The 19,276-nt window shown below is 48.4% G+C and carries 16 protein-coding genes; 12 read left to right on the top strand and 4 right to left on the bottom strand.

Annotation, left to right across the window (positions count from 1 at the left end; translation table 11 throughout):
- Positions 1-792, top strand: coding sequence for an ABC transporter permease (locus OSH01_RS09490; protein WP_266123849.1), 792 nt, complete (start codon positions 1-3; stop codon positions 790-792).
- A gap of 66 nt (positions 793-858) precedes the next feature.
- Here OSH01_RS09490 and tal read toward each other — a convergent pair whose 3' ends face one another.
- On the bottom strand, positions 859-1,821 hold the full coding sequence (tal, locus tag OSH01_RS09485) for a transaldolase (RefSeq protein WP_266123848.1): 963 nt from the start codon (positions 1,819-1,821) through the stop codon (positions 859-861).
- Positions 1,822-1,991: 170 nt separating this feature from the next.
- On the opposite strand from tal, the gene carA reads away from it, so the two are divergent.
- The 4 genes from carA to OSH01_RS09465 all read left to right on the top strand — a co-directional run bounded on the left by carA (position 1,992) and on the right by OSH01_RS09465 (position 8,166).
- A complete protein-coding gene (carA, locus tag OSH01_RS09480; protein WP_354270639.1) occupies positions 1,992-3,161 on the top strand; it encodes a glutamine-hydrolyzing carbamoyl-phosphate synthase small subunit in 1,170 nt (389 codons plus the stop codon).
- Between the two features lie 13 nt (positions 3,162-3,174).
- On the top strand, positions 3,175-6,411 hold the full coding sequence (gene carB, locus OSH01_RS09475; protein ID WP_266123847.1) for a carbamoyl-phosphate synthase large subunit: 3,237 nt from the start codon (positions 3,175-3,177) through the stop codon (positions 6,409-6,411).
- 66 nt (positions 6,412-6,477) lie between these two features.
- Positions 6,478-7,374 (top strand): lipid A hydroxylase LpxO, encoded by an 897-nt coding sequence (lpxO, locus tag OSH01_RS09470; RefSeq protein ID WP_266123846.1) that lies wholly within the window; start codon positions 6,478-6,480, stop codon positions 7,372-7,374.
- A 27-nt stretch (positions 7,375-7,401) separates the two neighbouring features.
- Positions 7,402-8,166 (top strand): SDR family oxidoreductase, encoded by a 765-nt coding sequence (locus tag OSH01_RS09465; RefSeq protein ID WP_266123845.1) that lies wholly within the window; start codon positions 7,402-7,404, stop codon positions 8,164-8,166.
- Between the two features lie 25 nt (positions 8,167-8,191).
- Here OSH01_RS09465 and OSH01_RS09460 read toward each other — a convergent pair whose 3' ends face one another.
- Positions 8,192-8,827 (bottom strand): histidine phosphatase family protein, encoded by a 636-nt coding sequence (locus OSH01_RS09460; RefSeq protein ID WP_266123844.1) that lies wholly within the window; start codon positions 8,825-8,827, stop codon positions 8,192-8,194.
- Positions 8,828-9,069: 242 nt separating this feature from the next.
- On the opposite strand from OSH01_RS09460, the gene OSH01_RS09455 reads away from it, so the two are divergent.
- Positions 9,070-10,398, top strand: coding sequence for a solute carrier family 23 protein (locus OSH01_RS09455; RefSeq protein ID WP_266123843.1), 1,329 nt, complete (start codon positions 9,070-9,072; stop codon positions 10,396-10,398).
- 258 nt (positions 10,399-10,656) lie between these two features.
- Positions 10,657-11,136: a transcription elongation factor GreA gene (gene greA, locus OSH01_RS09450; RefSeq protein WP_266123842.1), complete on the top strand. Its 480-nt coding sequence runs from the start codon at positions 10,657-10,659 to the stop codon at positions 11,134-11,136.
- Between the two features lie 176 nt (positions 11,137-11,312).
- Here greA and OSH01_RS09445 read toward each other — a convergent pair whose 3' ends face one another.
- Positions 11,313-11,915, bottom strand: a complete 603-nt coding sequence (locus tag OSH01_RS09445; protein ID WP_266123841.1) for a YhbY family RNA-binding protein — start codon at positions 11,913-11,915, stop codon at positions 11,313-11,315.
- Positions 11,916-11,932: 17 nt separating this feature from the next.
- Between OSH01_RS09445 and OSH01_RS09440 the strand changes: the two genes are divergently transcribed.
- The 5 genes from OSH01_RS09440 (at position 11,933) to OSH01_RS09420 (ending at position 17,646) form a co-directional block, all read left to right on the top strand.
- Positions 11,933-12,568 carry an RlmE family RNA methyltransferase gene (locus OSH01_RS09440; protein WP_266123840.1) on the top strand — a complete coding sequence of 212 codons (636 nt, stop codon included), beginning with the start codon at positions 11,933-11,935 and terminating at the stop codon, positions 12,566-12,568.
- A gap of 119 nt (positions 12,569-12,687) precedes the next feature.
- Positions 12,688-14,592, top strand: coding sequence for an ATP-dependent zinc metalloprotease FtsH (gene ftsH / locus OSH01_RS09435; RefSeq protein ID WP_290459625.1), 1,905 nt, complete (start codon positions 12,688-12,690; stop codon positions 14,590-14,592).
- Positions 14,593-14,610: 18 nt separating this feature from the next.
- Positions 14,611-15,453 (top strand): dihydropteroate synthase, encoded by an 843-nt coding sequence (gene folP / locus OSH01_RS09430; RefSeq protein ID WP_266123839.1) that lies wholly within the window; start codon positions 14,611-14,613, stop codon positions 15,451-15,453.
- Positions 15,450-16,796 (top strand): phosphoglucosamine mutase, encoded by a 1,347-nt coding sequence (gene glmM / locus OSH01_RS09425; RefSeq protein ID WP_266123838.1) that lies wholly within the window; start codon positions 15,450-15,452, stop codon positions 16,794-16,796. The genes folP and glmM overlap by 4 nt, the downstream gene beginning before the upstream one ends.
- A gap of 64 nt (positions 16,797-16,860) precedes the next feature.
- Positions 16,861-17,646: a GNAT family N-acetyltransferase gene (locus tag OSH01_RS09420; RefSeq protein ID WP_266123837.1), complete on the top strand. Its 786-nt coding sequence runs from the start codon at positions 16,861-16,863 to the stop codon at positions 17,644-17,646.
- 75 nt (positions 17,647-17,721) lie between these two features.
- Here the strand turns inward: OSH01_RS09420 and OSH01_RS09415 are convergent, their stop codons facing one another.
- Complete coding sequence (locus OSH01_RS09415) at positions 17,722-19,215, bottom strand: Ppx/GppA phosphatase family protein (RefSeq protein WP_266123836.1); 1,494 nt, start codon at positions 19,213-19,215, stop codon at positions 17,722-17,724.
- Positions 19,216-19,276: the final 61 nt, after the last annotated feature.

Here is a 19,276-nt window from a genome sequence, read left to right as displayed (position 1 = left end):
ATGGCTAAGTTCGCAAAGAGTAAATGGAGTCTGCGATGTTGGCAGGTGATGCTCCTGTTAGTGATGTTGTTGTTCTGGCACTTCCTCACTCAAGATCCACAAATGGCTTTTTTCTTTGGCCGTCCGCTCGATGTCGCTCAGGTTATTTGGGCGTGGTTTGTCACTAACGGTGATATTTATCGCCATTTAGGCGTGACCCTAAGTGAAACGATACTGGCGTTTGTGATTGGTACCGTAGGTGGCTTAGGATTTGGTCTATGGCTGGGCTTGTCGGCCGGAGCCAGCGCTTTACTTGATCCCTATATTAAAGCGGCAAACTCAATGCCACGGGTTATCTTGGCGCCAATTTTTGGTATGTGGTTTGGCTTAGGTATTTGGTCTAAGGTGGCTTTAGCCGTTACTTTAGTGTTTTTTATTGTATTTTTTAATGTCTATCAAGGCGTGCGGGAAGTGAGCACAACCCTGTTAGATAATGCGCGTATGCTGGGGGCTAATCGTAAGCAGCTATTGCGTTTTGTCTACATTCCCTCGGCGACCAGTTGGGTATTTTCTAGCTTGCATACCTCGGTCGGCTTGGCTTTTGTAGGTGCTGTTGTGGGCGAATATCTGGGCTCCGCTAGCGGAGTAGGGTATTTGATCTTGCAAGCAGAGGGCTCGCTAGATGTGAATACAGTGTTTGCAGGCATCGTTGTGTTAACAATTTTTGCGTTGATTCTCGATGGTTTAGTGACCGTTTTTGAAGAGCGTATGTTGGTATGGCGGCCTAAGAGTGGTGAAACGCAGAAACTGTAGGAAAAAAGTGATACGCTCATGAAAAAGGCAAGCTGCGAAGCTTGCCTTTTTTGTAAACCACTTTTTTCAGTTGGCTTGCCGGGCGGCTTGAATTAACGCGTCCAGCTTAAGGGCATCCGCTGTAAATAGACGTATGCCTTCACCCAGCTTCTCGCTAGCCATGGCATCAGCATTCAGGTCAGTACGGAAAGTAACCTCGTTGCTTGCACGCCATTCGGGTGCAATGCTTTTAGCCTGTTGGATACTCAGAGAAGCATCCACATGGCCGTTAGTATGTGCTAGCTTGCTGAGTAAGTCGGGGCTAATGGTGAGCAAGTCGCAACCAGCTAAGGCCAGAATCTGTTCAATATTCCTAAAGCTAGCACCCATGATTTCGGTATTGATGTCATAGGTTTTATAGTAGTTGTAGATGCTGCGTACGGACTGCACACCAGGGTCTTGGGGGCCAACATGCTCGGTCTCTACCCATTGTTGTCCAGCAGATTTCTTATACCAATCGTAAATACGCCCCACGAAGGGCGAAATCAGTTTAACCTTAGCTTGTGCACAGGCAATGGCTTGGGTTAAGGAAAATAGCAGCGTCAAATTGCAGTTAATGCCTTCTGTTTGTAGGGCTTTGGCCGCTTGTATGCCTTCCCAACTGGCTGCTAGCTTGATTAATATGCGCTCACGCTCGATACCGTGCTTTTCATAAAGGTCGACAATTTGGCGTGCACGCTCAATGCTTGCCGCCGTGTCGAACGAAAGGCGGGCATCCACTTCAGTGGATACGCGGCCCGGAACGATACGCAGTATTTCTGTGCCAAATGCCACCAGAAGTAAATCACTGGTTTCGCTTACGCTAGCGTTGGGATGATCCTTAACAACGCGCTCAAGCAAGTGCTGATACTCGCTTTGCTGTACAGCCTTAAGGATAAGTGAAGGGTTAGTTGTTGCGTCGGTCGGGCGGAACTCGCGTATGGTTTCAAAGTTGCCCGTGTCGGCCACCACGATTGTGTGCTGGCGCAAAGATTCAAGCAGAGTACTCATAAATCTGTTAGTCCATCTAAAAGCCAAGTGCATCAGTCAATGGATCAATGTAGTCGAAAAATGAGATGTGTTGCTGTTTTTCGTGCTTTTTTGGGATTTGCTTTCGATGCGAAGCATATCGAAGTATAATCAGAAAGTTTAATGTTAATTTCAGAACCGGGGTTTTAAACGTGCTGCCGTCTTTATTTCCTGAGGAGTTCCGCGCTGTAAAAAGTGCAATCCTAGCCCTGGCGGATGGAACCCTGTTTACAGGTGTTTCTATTGGTGCTGAAGGGCACTGTGTTGCGGAAATCGTCTTTAATACAGCTATGACTGGCTATCAGGAAATCCTGACAGATCCGAGTTACAGTAATCAGATTGTTACGCTCACTTATCCGCATATTGGTAATACCGGAGTCAATCCGGAGGATGCCGAGTCTACTCAGACACGCGCTGCTGGTTTAGTCATTCGTGATTGTCCAGCTCGCTTATCTAATTTCCGATCCACCCAATCGTTGCCCGACTACTTGAAACAGCAAGGCGTGGTTGCTATTTCAGGGATCGATACTCGTAAACTAACACGTATTTTGCGTGAAAAAGGCGCCCAAAGCGCTTGCATATTCGTAGGTGATGATGCTGAGCGAGCGCTTGAGTTGGCTCGTTCCTTCCCTGGCATAAAGGGTCAAGACCTTGCCAAAGAAGTCTCTACTCCCACTTCCTACGAGTGGACCGAAGGCTCTTGGGAGCTAGGAGGTGGTTTTACCACTCCCGACACCAGTGCTTACCATGTTGTTGCTTACGATTTTGGCGTCAAAGCGAACATTTTGCGTCAGATGGCAGACCGCGGTTGCAAAATCACTGTGGTACCAGCCCAGACATCCTTAGAGCAAGTGCTAGCCTTAAATCCGGATGGTGTATTTTTGTCTAATGGCCCCGGGGACCCCGAGCCGTGCACTTATGCCATCGAGGCCTGCCAAGGCCTGTTGGCACAAAAAATGCCGTTATTCGGAATTTGCTTAGGCCATCAAATTATGGGCTTAGCCTTAGGGGCAAAAACAGTAAAAATGAAATCAGGGCACCATGGTGCGAACCATCCAGTACAAGAACTGGCTAGTGGCCGGGTTTTCATCACCAGCCAAAATCATGGTTTTGCTGTGGATGCACAGACCTTACCTGACAATGCACGCGTGACACATGTTTCGTTGTTTGATCAAAGCTTACAGGGCTTTGAACTTACTGATAGGCCCGCGTTTTGCTTCCAGGGGCACCCTGAAGCAACACCAGGTCCACGTGACATTGCCGCACTGTTCGATAAATTTATCAGCCTAATGGCTGCTCACCAGGCCGATAAGGCCGCGTAAGAATCATCGCACCATGCCAAAGCGTACAGATATAAAAAGCATACTTATTATTGGGGCGGGCCCCATCATTATTGGGCAGGCCTGCGAGTTCGACTATTCTGGTGCACAAGCTTGTAAGGCTTTAAAAGCCGAAGGCTTTCGCACCATATTGGTGAACAGTAACCCAGCCACCATCATGACAGACCCAGAAACAGCTGATGTTACCTACATCGAGCCTATTACCTGGAAGGCTGTCGAGAAAATTATAGAAAAAGAGCGTCCAGATGCGCTGCTGCCCACCATGGGCGGTCAAACCGCATTGAATTGTGCGTTAGAACTGGTTAAGCACGGCGTACTGGAGAAATTCGGCGTAGAAATGATCGGCGCGAATGCCGAAGCCATTGATAAAGCCGAAGACCGCTTGAAGTTTAAAGATGCCATGACCTCCATTGGCTTGGAATCAGCCAAGTCTGGTGTGGCACACTCTATGGACGAAGCTTGGCAAGTTCAAAAAAGCATTGCGCTAGAAATTGGTACATCGGGTTTCCCGGTTGTTATCCGTCCTAGCTTCACTTTGGGTGGTACGGGCGGAGGTATCGCCTATAACCCAGAAGAGTTTGAAACTATTTGTCGTCGTGGTCTAGAGGCCTCTCCTACCAAAGAGTTACTCATTGAAGAGTCCTTGCTGGGCTGGAAAGAGTACGAAATGGAAGTAGTGCGTGATAGTGCCGATAACTGCATTATCGTCTGCTCCATCGAAAACCTAGACCCTATGGGTGTGCATACGGGTGACTCCATTACCGTAGCTCCTGCCCAGACACTGACCGACCGCGAATACCAAATCATGCGTAACGCTTCTATTGCGGTACTGCGTGAAATCGGTGTTGATACAGGCGGTTCTAACGTACAGTTCGCCGTAAATCCAGATAACGGTCGCATGATTGTTATCGAAATGAACCCACGCGTATCACGTTCCTCTGCATTAGCTTCTAAGGCTACGGGGTTCCCCATCGCAAAAATTGCTGCGCGTTTGGCAGTTGGTTATACCTTAGACGAATTGCACAACGAGATTACCGGTGGAGCGACTCCGGCCTCGTTCGAGCCAACGATTGATTACGTCGTTACTAAGGTACCTCGCTTTGCTTTTGAGAAGTTCCCCCAGGCTGATTCGCGCTTAACGACGCAAATGAAATCAGTGGGTGAGGTGATGGCTATTGGACGCACTTTCCAAGAGTCTTTCCAGAAAGCACTACGTGGTCTAGAGGTAGGTGTCGATGGTTTAAACCAGAAAACCACCGACCGTGAAAAGCTGCAGGTTGAGCTTGGCGAACCCGGCCCCGAGCGTATTTGGTACGTAGGCGATGCTTTTGCACAAGGCATGAGCCTGGAAGAAGTTCATGGACTAACAAAAATCGATCCTTGGTTCTTGGCACAAATCAAAGAAATCGTGGACATTGAGTTGGCCCTAGAGCAAAAAACGTTGGCTGATCTTGATCGTCAAACGCTTTTTGGTTTAAAGCGTCGCGGTTTTTCCGATCGTCGCCTGGCTTTCTTGTTAGACACTATCGAGTCAGAGGTTCGCAAATTACGTCATCAGTTAAATGTGCGCCCGGTTTACAAGCGGGTGGATACTTGCGCTGCTGAGTTCGCGACGAATACCGCCTATATGTACTCAACCTACGAGGAAGAGTGTGAGTCTAATCCTACCGATAAGAAAAAAATTATCGTGCTGGGGGGAGGCCCAAACCGTATAGGACAAGGTATCGAGTTTGACTACTGTTGCGTACACGCCTCCTTGGCATTGCGTGAAGATGGTTACGAAACCATCATGGTTAACTGTAACCCCGAGACAGTCTCTACCGATTACGATACCTCCGATCGTTTGTACTTTGAGCCTTTGACGCTTGAAGATGTATTGGAAATTGTGCACCTGGAAAAACCAGTCGGTACGATTGTGCAGTACGGTGGCCAAACCCCCTTGAAACTTGCGCGTGCCTTAGAAGCGAATGGTGTGCCTATCATCGGTACTAGCCCCGAGTCTATCGACGTCGCAGAAGACCGTGAGCGTTTTCAGAAACTGTTGAATAAAATCGGTCTGCGTCAGCCGCCTAACCGTACTGCACGTACGGAAATCGAAGCGTTGGCCTTAGCAGCAGAGATTGCTTACCCTCTAGTGGTGCGTCCTAGCTATGTATTGGGTGGTCGCGCGATGGAAATCGTGCACGAACAGTCCGAGCTAGAACGTTATATGCGTGACGCGGTGAAAGTCAGTAACGACTCGCCCGTGCTACTAGATCACTTCTTGAACAACGCAACTGAAGTAGATGTAGATTGCCTGGCAGATGGTGAGCATGTATTTGTTGCCGGCGTCATGGAGCATATCGAACAAGCGGGTGTGCACTCGGGAGACTCCGCATGCAGTTTGCCGCCATACTCTCTATCTGCTGAAGTAGTGGCTGAAATCAAACGTCAAACAGCGCTGATGGCTAAGGCTCTGAACGTTAAAGGCTTGATGAACGTTCAGTTTGCGATTCAAAATGGCGACGTCTACGTACTCGAGGTTAATCCTCGTGCCTCGCGTACGGTACCATTCGTGTCCAAAGCAACAGGATTGCAATTAGCCAAGATTGCTGCACGTGTGATGGCGGGCCGCAGTTTAGGCGAGCAAGGCATACACGAAGAAGTGAAGTTAAATTACTTCTGCGTTAAAGAAGCAGTCTTTCCATTTGTGAAGTTTCCAGGTGTGGATACCATTCTTGGGCCAGAAATGAAGTCCACCGGCGAAGTAATGGGGGTTGGCATGTCATTTGCTGAAGCCTTCGTGAAGTCGCAGATGGCGGCCAGTGTACACTTGCCTGAAAGTGGAATGGCCTTTTTAAGTGTTCGAGACCAGGACAAAGAAGCCGCCAAAGAAGTAGCACGAGTTTTGGTGTCCTTAGGCTTTAAGGTCATTGCTACTCGTGGTACTGCAGCGGCTATCGAGCAGGCTGGGATTGCCGTTCAAGTAGTAAATAAGGTAACTGAAGGCCGCCCGCATATAGTGGATATGATGAAGAACGGCGAAATCGCTCTGGTAATCAATACAGTAGAAGATCGTCGTAACGCAATCACAGATTCCCGTACAATTCGTACACATGCGCTAGCTGCTAACTTAGCTTATTACACGACAATCGCTGGTGCTCAGGCCGCTGTACAAGGCTTGCAGTACTTACGTGATGGGGATGGCTTGAAAGTGTATGCTTTGCAAGAGCTGCACGCTTCATTAGCATAAGTTCGACGAGCTAGAAGTAGAGCGCACCGCAGTTACGGTGCGCTTTTTTTTTGGAGTAAACAACTCGTGAAATGGTTTGTTTTAGCGGTTTTTATTGTGTGCTCTATAGTGGTGCATTTTCGTGGGCGCGTACGACACAGGTTCGCTCGTCAGGCTTTAGATCACTCGAGCTTTTTTGCGCCACTGAACTGTTTTATGTACGCTTTTAGCGCGGTGCCTAATAAACCTTATTTAGATTTAAAAGACTTCCCCGAGTTACAGGTTTTAGTGGAGCGTAGCGATGAAATTCGTGCCGAGGCACAACGCTTATTTGGTGATGGACACATTAAGGCTTCCGATAAATACGATGATGCGGGGTTTAACTCTTTTTTTAAAACGGGTTGGACTCGTTTTTACTTAAAGTGGTACGGCGCAAAACATCCCTCCGCACAGCAGTATTGCCCCGTTACTGCCGCGATGGTAGCCAATATTCCGAGTATTAAAGCTGCTATGTTTACCTCGTTGCCGCCAGGCAGTAAGCTGCCTAGTCATCGTGACCCATATGCTGGTTCCTTGCGGTTTCATCTCGGATTAATGACTCCTAACAGCCCAGACTGCTTTATTGAGGTTGATGGTGAGCGCTACTATTGGAAAGACGGTGAGGCAGTCATGTTTGATGAGACATTCATTCATTACGCACAAAATAAAACAGATGAAAATCGAGTGATCTTTTTTGCTGATATAGAGCGACCTATGCGTTATCGTTGGGCGCAACGCATCAACCACGTGATTGGCGGGTTTTTATTACGGGCAGCGGCTGCACCTAACCAAGAGGGCGATAGCACCGGAGGAATTAATCGTGTTTTTGGTGGAATTTATGCGTTCCGGCGTATGGGTAAAGCCATTAAACGTAAGAACCAAACGGTCTATTACATATTGAAGTGGGCGTTGGTGGCCTTGCTCTTTGCGTGGATTTTTTTATAGTCAACGTTAATAAGCGAGGCAAACTAGATGGCCAAACATGTTTTTATTACTGGAGCAAGTAGTGGTCTTGGTATGGCCTTAGCGCAAGCGTATGCTCAAGAGGGCTGTAAACTAGGATTGCTGGGCAGGCGTCATGTGGTGTTGCAAGAGCTGGCTGAATCCTTACCTTGTGAAGCCAAAGTATATGTGGCCGATGTCTGTGATCGTCAGGCCGTCCATGCGGCAGCTGAGGATTTTCTACAGTTTTGCGGGCAAAAAATTGATATTGTTATTGCCAGTGCGGGCATCAGCGTGGGCGTGCTAACGGAAGAATTGGACGATTTCCAAGTCAGTGAGCGAGTGATGCAAACTAATGTAATGGGCACTTGGGCTACGTTTGAACCTTTTGTGTCAGCGATGAAAAAACAGCGCTCCGGAACCTTAGTGGGTATAGCAAGTGTTGCGGGTATACGAGGCTTGCCAGGAGCGGGTGCGTATAGTGCATCTAAAGCCGCGGTTATTGCCTACTGTGAAAGCTTAAGGCTTGAAATGCAGCCCTGCGGAGTGCGTGTAGTCACGATTTCACCAGGCTACGTACGAACTGCCATGACAGAAAAAAACCCGTATGGCATGCCCTTTATATTGTCAGCTCCCGAGTTTGCGCAGCGTGCTAAAAGAGCCATCAGCAAGGGGCGTAGTTATGTGGTAATTCCTTGGCCTATGGGGGTGGTTAGCCGAATAATGCGTTACTTGCCGAACGTTATTTATGATAGGTTAGCGCGCAATGCTCCACGCAAACCCAGACACAAATAAGTTCGGGTCATAGGTGTTGTGATGGTTAAGGAGCTTCATCTAACGCCGTGCTTAAATGGGGTAATTGGCCCCAGTTTTCGATATTCCAAACACCCTGTTGGTCTATGCTGAAATGATTGATACTGGTGTTAAGAATGCTTTGTGTACGGGGCTCCCATAGGCTGAGCTGATTAAGCTTACGCCATACTTGATCAATAACGCCACCATGTGCGAACACCATCACGGTCAGCCCGCTGTGCTTGGCGGTAAGCTCTTCAAAAGAGTTCAGCACACGCTGATGAAAAACACGTACTGATTCACCTCCTTGGGGGCTAGCATCAATATCAGTATGGTCTGCGTTGGGTTGGTCGGGATACCCCACACTCGCCCAGCTTTGGCCTTCCAGCTCACCAAAACCGCGCTCGCGTAATTGGTCAGTCATTTCTATTGGTAAGCCCCAGTGGCGACTAGCGATGCGAGCAGTATCTGATGCGCGGCGTAAGTCACTGCTGACTAAACGGTCTATACGTGCTGAAAAAGCCTCTGAAGCAAGATAATGCTGCAGTTGCTCGGCTTGTTGTAAACCGGTTTCATTTAAAGCAATGTCTTGCCAGCCTTGCAGTTTTTTTTCGGCATTCCAAGACGTTTCGCCGTGTCGTATCAAATAAAAGTGGGTAGTCATGATGCGTTACGTAAATCAAGGTTGAGAGGGAGTAAAGGCTCATTGTGATGCTTCTATTGTAGTAGGAATGTAACGTATAGATTAGACCTTGGGGTTGCAATGGGTCTGGACATGCTTTTTCGTCTTTTTCCATTCACTTAAAGTTTAAAATGTGCCCCAATGAGAAAAAGCCCGTAAGGTGAGTCAGAGCATTTCCTTTGTTCACTACGATGGCTTTACGACACTGCTTTTTTGGAATACCTATGTCTGAATCTTTTTTCCCTCGTTGGCGACGCGTAGATAGCCTGTCGCCAGGGGCTGTTGTGCAACCGGACGAATGTTTGAGCCCTGCACAAAATATCGCTATGGGCGCACAGCATGTGGTGGCTATGTTTGGCTCAACCATCCTTGCACCATTGCTAATGGGGTTTGACCCTAATCTGGCAATTTTGATGTCGGGAATAGGTACGCTGATATTTTTCCTTTTCGTACGTGGACGCGTGCCCAGCTACTTAGGATCTAGTTTCGCTTTTATTGGCGGGGTGATCGCTGTTACAGGCTATACCGGAGGTGGTAGTAATCCCAATATTGGCGTGGCGTTGGGAGCTATTATTGCTTGTGGTTTTGTCTACACCTTAATCGGTTTGTTGGTGTGGATCAGTAATGAGCGTAGTCACGGTGGTGCTGCACGTTTAATTAACCGCTGGATGCCACCCGTTGTGACGGGTTCTATCGTGGCGGTGATTGGCCTGAATCTAGCTCCTTTGGCAGCCAAAGGGGCAATGGGAAGCTCCACTTTTGAAGCCCTTATGGCGCTGATGACCATATTGTGCGTGGGTGGCGTAGCGGTATATACCCGTGGTGTTGTCCAGCGCTTATTAATTTTAGTAGGTTTGATTGTTGCTTGTCTGCTGTACTGGTTTTTTGCCAATGTGATGCAGTTAGGCACAGCCATTGATTTTACTGCCGTGCGACAGGCAGCTTGGCTAGGTTTGCCTACGTTCCATCAGCCCATTTTTGAGTTTCATGCCATGACAGTCATCGTCCCGGTGGCCGTGATTTTAGTGGCTGAGAATTTAGGACATATCAAAGCTGTTAGTGCCATGACAGGTAAGGACTTGGATTCGTATTTAGGGCGTGCTTTTGTGGGCGATGGCATAGCCACTATGGTAGCGGGTTCAGTGGGCGGCACAGGTGTCACCACGTATGCCGAAAATATCGGCGTAATGGCTGCCACGCGTATTTACTCGACGCTGATCTTCGCCGTGGCTGCTTGTATAGCCATTTTTCTTGGGTTTTCGCCTAAGTTTGGCGCCGTGATTCAGATGATCCCTGGGCCAGTGTTGGGCGGCATGTCGGTGGTCGTGTTCGGCTTGATCGCTATAGCTGGTGCGCGAATCTGGGTGGTCAATCAGGTTGATTTTAGTGATAACCGCAACTTGTTAGTGGCAGCGGTCACTTTGGTTATTGGTGGCGGGAATTTCAGCCTAGAGTTCGGTGTGTTTAAGCTTGATGGTATTGGGTGTGCGACGTTTGGCGCTATTTTGTTATATGCCTTATTGCGTGGCCGAGGAACCAACCCCACCGCTTAATGGTTGGCCTGAGTGGTATTGTCACAACTGATCAATATCATGTTCGCACTGCTGGGGGTCTTGCTATTTTGCAAGACTTTGCGCACAATATACTTAACAGGCCCCGGTTTTATTCGGGGCTTTTATTTGGTTTGGCACATACACAACTTATTTCAAGCCAACCAGTAAAGCCGCAAAGGGTAGTAAATTCCCTTAACTTAAAAAATCTATCAGGCGCTCCCTACGTGGAGCGTCTTTTATCTTGCTTTCAGGAATATTATGTCTGGAATTCCATTGACCGTGCTGGGTGCTGAACGCTTGCAAGCAGAGTTGCAGCGCCTAAAAAGTGTAGAGCGTCCTGCTGTTATTAATGCAATTGCCGAGGCGCGTGCCCAAGGCGATTTGTCGGAGAATGCCGAGTATGATGCAGCGCGTGAGCGCCAAGGGTTTGTTGAGGGTCGTATTAACGAACTAGAGGGGATTTTGTCGAATGCGCAAATTATCGACCCCACAGAGCTAGATACCGCCGATGGCCGTATTGTGTTCGGAGCCACCGTACAGATCGAAGATTTAGATTCGGGCAACACACTAACGTATCAAATCGTAGGTGATGTAGAGGCTGATATACGTAATAATTTGATTTCTATTTCCAGTCCTGTGGCACGTGCGCTAATTGGCAAATATGAAGGGGATGTGGTGTCGGTGCAAGCACCTGCGGGCTTGCGTGAGTACGAAATAATCAGCATCGATTATAAATAGCCCCGTTCACAGGCAGTACTCATCTAGATAGTGAATTGCTGTGAGACTGTCAGAGGCTCACCGGCTTTGTTGGGATGCAGCAGGTGGGTGATGCACTTATCGCTAGCCTGTGTCCCAGAGAGAAGTGCTAAGCTGCTGCATTATAGTGAGTACAGGCAGGTATAATTAAGGTTCTTTTAGTAGTTGCTAGAACCCGATCTGCGTCGTGCCCCTGCCTTCAAGGATAAAGCACTACCTGTGCGGCGAGCTCCCCCTGTACGGCTAGCGCTGCGTGGTGAAGCAGGTTTAACAGGCGTAGCAAACTTTTTCTGCGCCTTAGGAATAGCACGTTGTTCTTCGTCGAGCTTTTTCTCCGCCTTGAAACTTTCACGTCTTGCACGTTCACTTTGACGCGTCCGTTGCTGTCCACTAGCTGCTAGCTTTTTGGGCGTATAAGGCTCAGATGCTTTGCGCACAGCTCGGGTTGGGGCGATGGTTTCCGGAGCTAATACGTCAGGACGATCGGGGTTGGGTTTATAAATAGTAAGGATTTTACCCAGATGATGTATAGGGGCAGCATCCAACGCTTCACAGATTTGTGTCAGAATCTGTATCCGTAATTCCCGGTCATCACCGGCAACTCGAATTTTGATTAACTGATGGGCCTGTAAGTGTATTGTTATTTCTTTGAGCACAGCATCACTCAGGCCTTTGTCACCAATAATGACGCTAGGACGAAGTGAGTGTGCGGCGGCGCGTAGCGCGCTACGCTCTTGGGATGTTAAGTTCAGTGTTGGCATAAAGAGATTGTAAGGGAATGGCCAAGAAAAAATTCTCAAAAGACTGGGTTCATCAACATATAAATGATCCCTACGTTAAATTGGCGCAACAAAAAGGTTATAGGGCTAGGGCAGCCTTCAAATTAAGTGAAATTTTAGAGCTAGAAAAAATCAATGTAAAAGGTAAGAGAGTCGTTGATTTGGGCTCTAGCCCAGGTAGTTGGTCGCAATACGTACGTGAGCAGATGGTGGGCCCTGGTGGGGTGCTGGATGGGCGTATTATTGCATTAGACATATTGGAAATGGAGCCGATAGCGGGCGTAGAGTTCATGCAAGGCGATTTCCGTGAAGACGAGGTGTTAGAGCGTCTGGAAAAAAGTTTAGTAGGACAGAAGGTAGACCTTGTTATTTCAGATATGGCCCCCAACTTATCAGGAGTAGCTGCCGCTGACTCGGCTCGCATGCAGCATCTCTGTGACTTAGCACTGGAGTTTGCGTTGGCTCATCTAAAGACAGACGGAGTGCTCATAGTAAAAGCTTTTCATGGCAGCGGCTTTTCACAAATCGTCAAACTGTATAAAAATCATTTTGTACGGGTGGTGGAGCGCAAGCCGAAAGCGTCGCGAGACAAGTCAGCAGAAACTTTTTTGGTCGCACGCGACCTAAAGAATTGATTAATGCAAGATATTATAGAACAGGGCCCCGTCATTCAGGTAGAATGGCGATATATCATGCTTGTTTCAGGTATGTGTAAGCATGCTTGGAAAAATGCCGCAATCGCAGGAGATTGGCTTTGAATAATTCGTTTTCCAAGGTCGCTATCTGGATGGTTATTGCGCTTGTGCTATTTACTGTTTTTAAGCAGTTTGATGGCAGGCCGGTAGCCTCAGACGGTGTCACCTACACCCAATTCATGAACGACGCGCGCGCTGGACGTATCAGTAAAGTTGATATCCAGGGCGACACTTTGCATGTCACACCTGACGGTGGACGTAGTTACTCACTGACCTCACCCGGCGATCTCTGGATGGTGCCGGAGCTCGTTAAGGCTGGGGTACAGGTATCTGGCAAAGCGCGTGAAGAGCCATCTTTCTTAGCCAGCATTTTCATCTCTTGGTTCCCCATGCTGTTGTTAATTGGCGTATGGGTGTTTTTCATGCGACAAATGCAGGGTGGAGGAAAAGGCGGAGCCTTCAGCTTTGGAAAGTCGCGTGCTCGCATGCTCGATGAGAATACGAATACAGTTACATTTGCCGACGTGGCCGGATGTGATGAGGCCAAAGAAGATGTTCAGGAATTAGTTGATTTCCTGCGTGACCCTACTCGTTTTCAACGTCTGGGTGGCCGAATCCCACGTGGTATCTTAATGGTAGGCTCACCAGGTACGGGTAAAACATTGTTGGCGCGCGCCATTGCAGGCGAGGCAAAAGTACCGTTTTTCAGTATTTCGGGCTCCGACTTTGTCGAAATGTTTGTCGGTGTGGGAGCTTCCCGCGTCCGAGACATGTTCGAAAATGCTAAGAAGCAGTCGCCTTGCATTATTTTTATCGACGAGATTGACGCAGTAGGTCGTCAACGTGGTGCTGGCTTAGGTGGCGGTAACGATGAACGTGAGCAAACGCTGAACCAGTTGCTGGTAGAAATGGATGGGTTCGAAAGAGGCCAAGGCGTGCTGGTGATAGCCGCTACAAACCGCCCTGATGTTCTTGATCCAGCTTTGCTGAGGCCAGGTCGTTTTGACCGACAGGTAGTGGTAGGCTTACCCGACATCCGCGGTCGTGAGCAAATTCTTAAAGTTCACATGCGCAAAGTGCCTTTAGCCAATAACGTTGATGCGGTCGTGTTGGCTCGCGGTACGCCCGGTTTTTCAGGGGCTGATTTAGCAAACTTAGTCAACGAGGCTGCTTTGTTTGCTGCTCGTCGCAATGGTTCTACCGTTGATATGCAAGACTTTGAAAAAGCCAAAGACAAGATCATTATGGGCGCCGAGCGCCGCAGCATGATTATGCCTGAGGAAGAGCGTAAAAATACGGCCTACCACGAAGCAGGTCATGCTTTGGTCGCGTGTTTGTTACCTAAAACAGATCCAGTTCACAAAGTCACTATTATTCCTCGTGGTCGGGCTCTGGGCGTTACCATGCAGTTACCAGAGGGTGATCGTTACAGTATGGATAAAGAGCGTCTTCTAAATATGATTGCTGTGTTGTTTGGCGGTCGTATTGCTGAAGAGGTTTTTATGCATCAAATGACCACTGGAGCCTCTAACGACTTTGAGCGTGCAACACAAATTGCTCGTGATATTGTTACGCGTTACGGTATGACAGATACCCTAGGCCCGGTTGTTTATGCCGAGAACGAAGGTGAGGTGTTCTTGGGTCGTAGCGTGACTAAGACCACTCATGTGTCCGAAGCTACGATGCAGAAAGTAGATCAGGAAATACGCAATATTATCGATGAACAATACGATATTGCTCGTAAACTGATTGAAGACAACCGTGACAAAATGGAAGCCATGGCTAAAGCCTTGTTGGAATGGGAAACCATTGATGCTGAGCAAATTGACGATATTATGAAAGGTTTGCCACCTCGTGCCCCTTATATTCCTACTGGCACGAATGGGTCGTCCGACAAAACGCCTCCTGCAGCAGGTCCTAAACCTGCTGATGATAAGGGCGAAGCAGCTACAACTCCGGTTTAATCTTTTCGTTTACCACGAATGAAGCATTTCGTTTGGTCATGTGGGCGCTTTCAGCTTGGGCTGGAGCGCCCTTTGCTTATGGGTATCTTGAATGTGACACCCGATTCTTTCTATGACGGCAATCAACATGCTAGTCTAGAGCGTGCTCTGGAGCATGCCCATAGATTGTTAGAACAAGGGGCTGACATCCTTGATATTGGTGGGGAGTCTACGCGGCCTGGAGCCGACCCGGTGCCACTAGAGCAGGAGTTGGAACGCGTAGTCCCGTTAGTTGAGGCCTTGCATAAATTAAATGTTCCTCTATCTGTAGATACATTTAAGCCTCAGGTTATGCAGGCAGTGCTGGCAGCAGGGGCTGATATTATTAATGATATTTATGCGTGCAGAATGCCCGGGGCGATAGAGGCTATTGCCAACAGCCACGCCGGTGTATGCGTGATGCACATGCAGGGCGAGCCGCGCACGATGCAACAGCAGCCTAAGTATAAAAATGTCACGTTAGAAGTTCGTGAGTTTTTAGTTGAACAAATTAGACGTTTACGTGTGGCAGGAATAGCTGCGCAGCGCATTAGCGTCGATCCTGGATTCGGTTTTGGTAAAACGACTCAACAAAATTACCAGCTGTTACGGAATTTGAATGAAATACAGATAGAATCCTATCCCATTCTGATAGGTTTATCGCGTAAGACGATGCTTGGACAGATCACTGGTAAGCCTCCAGCGGAGCGTTTGATTGCCAGTGTGGCAGCAGCTTTATCATGTGCTGAGCGTGGAGCAAGCATTCTACGGGTGCATGATGTAGCAGCAACCCGAGAAGCGTTGCAAATTTGGAATGCCATAGAGCATGGAGTGGAAGAATGACTACACGTAAATATTTTGGTACAGATGGGATCAGAGGGGAAGTTGGCGGACCAGTCATTAATCCCGAATTTGCACTGCGCTTGGGTTATGCGGCCGGTAAAGTGTTGGCGGCTGAGCATAAGGGCACGGGCCGTCCTACCGTAGTGATAGGTAAAGACACACGTATTTCTGGGTATATGTTGGAGTCGTCCCTTGAGGCCGGTTTGTCGGCAGCAGGTATTGATGTGTTGTTGGCCGGCCCCGTACCTACGCCAGCTGTGGCTTATTTGACGCGTACGTTGCGTTTGACCGCAGGTATTGTGATTAGCGCTTCCCACAATCCATTCTACGATAATGGAATTAAGTTTTTCTCGGCTCAAGGCACGAAGCTGCCTGATGAGCTAGAGCTGGAAATCGAGTCCGCCATCGAGCAACCTATGCAGTGGGTGCGCTCTGAAGCGTTGGGACGGGCGCGCCGTTTGCAAGATTCTGCTGGTCGCTACATTGAGTTCTGTAAAAGCAGTTTTCCCAACGAGCTGGACTTAGACGGCTTACGTATTGTGGTCGATGCCGCACATGGTGCAGCTTATAACATAGCGCCTCATGTCTTTCGTGAGCTGGGTGCGGAAGTCATCGCTATTGGCGTGCAACCTGATGGGTTTAATATTAACCACGAAGTGGGTGCCACCTATCCTGAGCGTTTGGCCGAGGCGGTCAAAGCGCATAGTGCCGATTTAGGGATTGCACTAGATGGAGACGCGGATCGCTTGCAAATGGTGGATGCTGATGGGCGTATTTACAACGGCGATGAGTTGCTTTACGTCATCGTGCAAGACCGTATGCTTACACATGATGTGAAGGGTGTTGCTGGGACGCTAATGACAAACCTTGGCTTAGAGAAACGCTTTCAAGAGTTGGGAGTGGCGTTTGAACGGGCTAAGGTGGGGGACCGTTATGTGCTGGAGTTGATTCAACAGCGTGGTTGGTTGTATGGTGGTGAAAGTTCGGGGCATTTATTGTGTCTGGACTGGCACACCACAGGTGATGGTATTATTGCAGCCCTACAGGTACTAACGGCGATGCGTCATGGTAAGTGTTCTTTATCGGAGTTAGTTCGTGATCTGAAGATGTATCCCCAGATTATGAAAAATGTGCCTTTGCAGCCGGGGATAGACTGGCAAAGTCATCCGGGCTTGCAATCTGCTACCGCTCAAGTCGAGGCAGATTTGCAAGGTAAGGGACGGGTATTAATTCGTGCATCGGGTACCGAGCCCAAGCTGCGTATTATGGTCGAGGCAGAAGACTTTGAACTAGCGCAATCGGGTATTGAGAAATTACTTGCTGTAGATTTCACAAAACAGTAATGTAATTGGCAAAAGCCTGAAACATTGCTTGTGCATCATGCATGAAAGCTTATGGAGTGGAACGATGCTTGAGTTTGAACGAGTACATTCTGAATCTACTGACCTAGCTTCCGTATGGGCGGGGCACACCGTGGGTGGCTTGACCTTACGCTTGGCGCGCACCGATGAGGAACTAGAGATCTTGCAGCGTTTGCGTTTTCAGGTCTTTACGGAAGAAATGAACGCTGTCTTTCCTGATGCTACTGAGGGTTTGGACATAGACCATTTTGATCAGTGGTGTGAGCACTTTATGGTCTCCGAGCCAGAAAGCAGCCGTGTAATCGGTACTTATCGTTTTTTGACGCCCGAGAAAGCAGCTAAGGCTGGTGGGTATTACTCAGAGTCAGAATTTGATATTAGTGCTTTAGCCCCTATACGAAATAGTTTGGTTGAGGTGGGACGCTCTTGTATACATCCTGATTTTCGCACTGGTGCGGCAATTATGATGTTGTGGGGGGGTATCGCAGCCTTAATGCGCATAGGTGGTTATCGTTACCTGCTTGGTTGCGCTAGCGTTAGCTTGCGTGATGATGGGGTTACAGCAGCTGAAGTGTGGCGTGCAGCAAAAAAGACGATGCAAGCTAATCCCGAGGTTCCTATGGTGAAGCCACTGCATCGTTATCCGATAGAGCGTTTGCACAGCACTTTGCCAGCGCGTATTCCACCCTTGATAAAAGGATATTTAAAATTAGGCGCCACTATTTGTGGTGAACCCGCTTGGGATCCTGATTTTAATACCGCAGACTTTCCTGTTTTGCTTGACTTAGAGGCGATGGACGAGCGTTATAAGCGACATTTTGGTTTGGCCTGAAGAGGTTTAAGCAAGTGTTATAAGGCCTGCTATTGCAGGCCTTATTTTTATTCCACTCAGCCTCTAGCTAAGCGCTTAGTCGTGTACATTCAGTATTACGTCCAAGGGCATTTTTTCCCATTCGGCCTGTTCCGTTTGAAGCGAATACTCCGTTAATGGATGACGCTCAAGCCATTTTTTTGGGGCGTTTATCATCAGTTCGTTGTTTTTGCGTACTAGACGGACGGGAAGTTCGTCTAAGTCTTCACGGCGCCGCATAAGTATAACGGCCAAGCGTAAGCACAGCATGGCACACCACCAAGAAGTGGGGGCTTCAAAACGTTTTAATTTACTGAGCCTTCCTTGATGCCCTAAGGTAAGAAAACTAAGTAAGGTTTGTTCATCTTTGGAGAAGCCGGGCATATCGGCGTATTCTAAGATGTAGGCAGTGTGTTTGTGGTAATCGGTATGCGCGATGCTTAGCCCAATCTCATGCAGCTCTGCAGCCCATTCCAGTAAACGCTCTATCTGGTCCGGATCATTAGGATCATGTGGCCCTAATTGTTTGAATAGAACTTCTGTGGTGCGTTCAACACGCTGTGCTTGGCGAGCATCCACATGATACCGCTTGCTAAGTTGCTGTACGGTAAGCAGGCGTTGATCTTGTTCAGAGTCGCGTCCTAGCATGTCATAAAGCACACCCACACGTAGGGCGCCTTCACCCGCCAACATGTTTTTTATTTTTAGCTCTTGGAAAGCAGCCATCATAATGGCTAAACCGGCTGCTAAAACAGGGGCTCGGTGTGGTTTGACACCTGCCAGTTTGTCCATATCAACTTTGCCATCGTGGATAAGTCGTTTTTTTAAGGCCTCCATGCCTTGCAAAGTAATACCTTTGGCTGAGTAGTTATTTTCCTCAAGTATGGCGATGAGTCCCTTTGCCGTGCCGGACGATCCATATGCTTCCTGCCATCCGGTTTTTTTATATTGGCGCGCAATGCCTTCGAGTTCACGTCTGGCAGCCAGTATGGCCTTATTCATCCGTTCTTCGGTGATACGACCATCGTCGAAAAATTTATCAGTAAAGCTGACGCAGCCCATATAAAGTGAAGAAAGCAGTTGGGGCTTGAGTCCTTTTCCTATGATGACTTCGGTAGAGCCTCCCCCTATGTCTATCATGAGGCGTCGGTGCTCGGAGGGCGGTAGCTCATTACTAATCCCAGAAAAGATGAGGCGAGCTTCCTCGTGTCCCGAAATAACTTCAATCGGAAAGCCCAGTGCTGCTTCAGCCTTGGGCAAAACTTCGCTAAGGTTGCAGGCGACACGGAAGGTATTGGTTGCTACAGCACGTACGCGATTAGGATGGAACCCTTGCAAGCGCTCGTTAAAACGTTTCAGTATAGTGATGGCACGTTCAATCGCGTCGGGGCTAATGCGTTTATCGGCTCCCATGCCGGCTGCGAGCCGCACGGATTCGTTTAGACGGTCGATAGCGTAAATTTGAGCCTGCCCATTATTAATCACGACGCGCCCGATGGACAGTCGAAAACTATTGGAACCCAAGTCTACGGCGGCTAATAAATGGTCCATGTTGATCGCTAAATATGAATACTCTGCGATTATAAGTATAGATGCACCGGAGTTTGTAGCA

Source organism: Alcaligenes endophyticus, assembly GCF_026344035.1.
GTDB classification, from domain to species: domain Bacteria; phylum Pseudomonadota; class Gammaproteobacteria; order Burkholderiales; family Burkholderiaceae_B; genus Alcaligenes; species Alcaligenes endophyticus.
The sequence above is the reverse complement of the archived record's forward strand: the minus strand, read 5'-3'. Positions and strand labels throughout refer to the sequence as shown.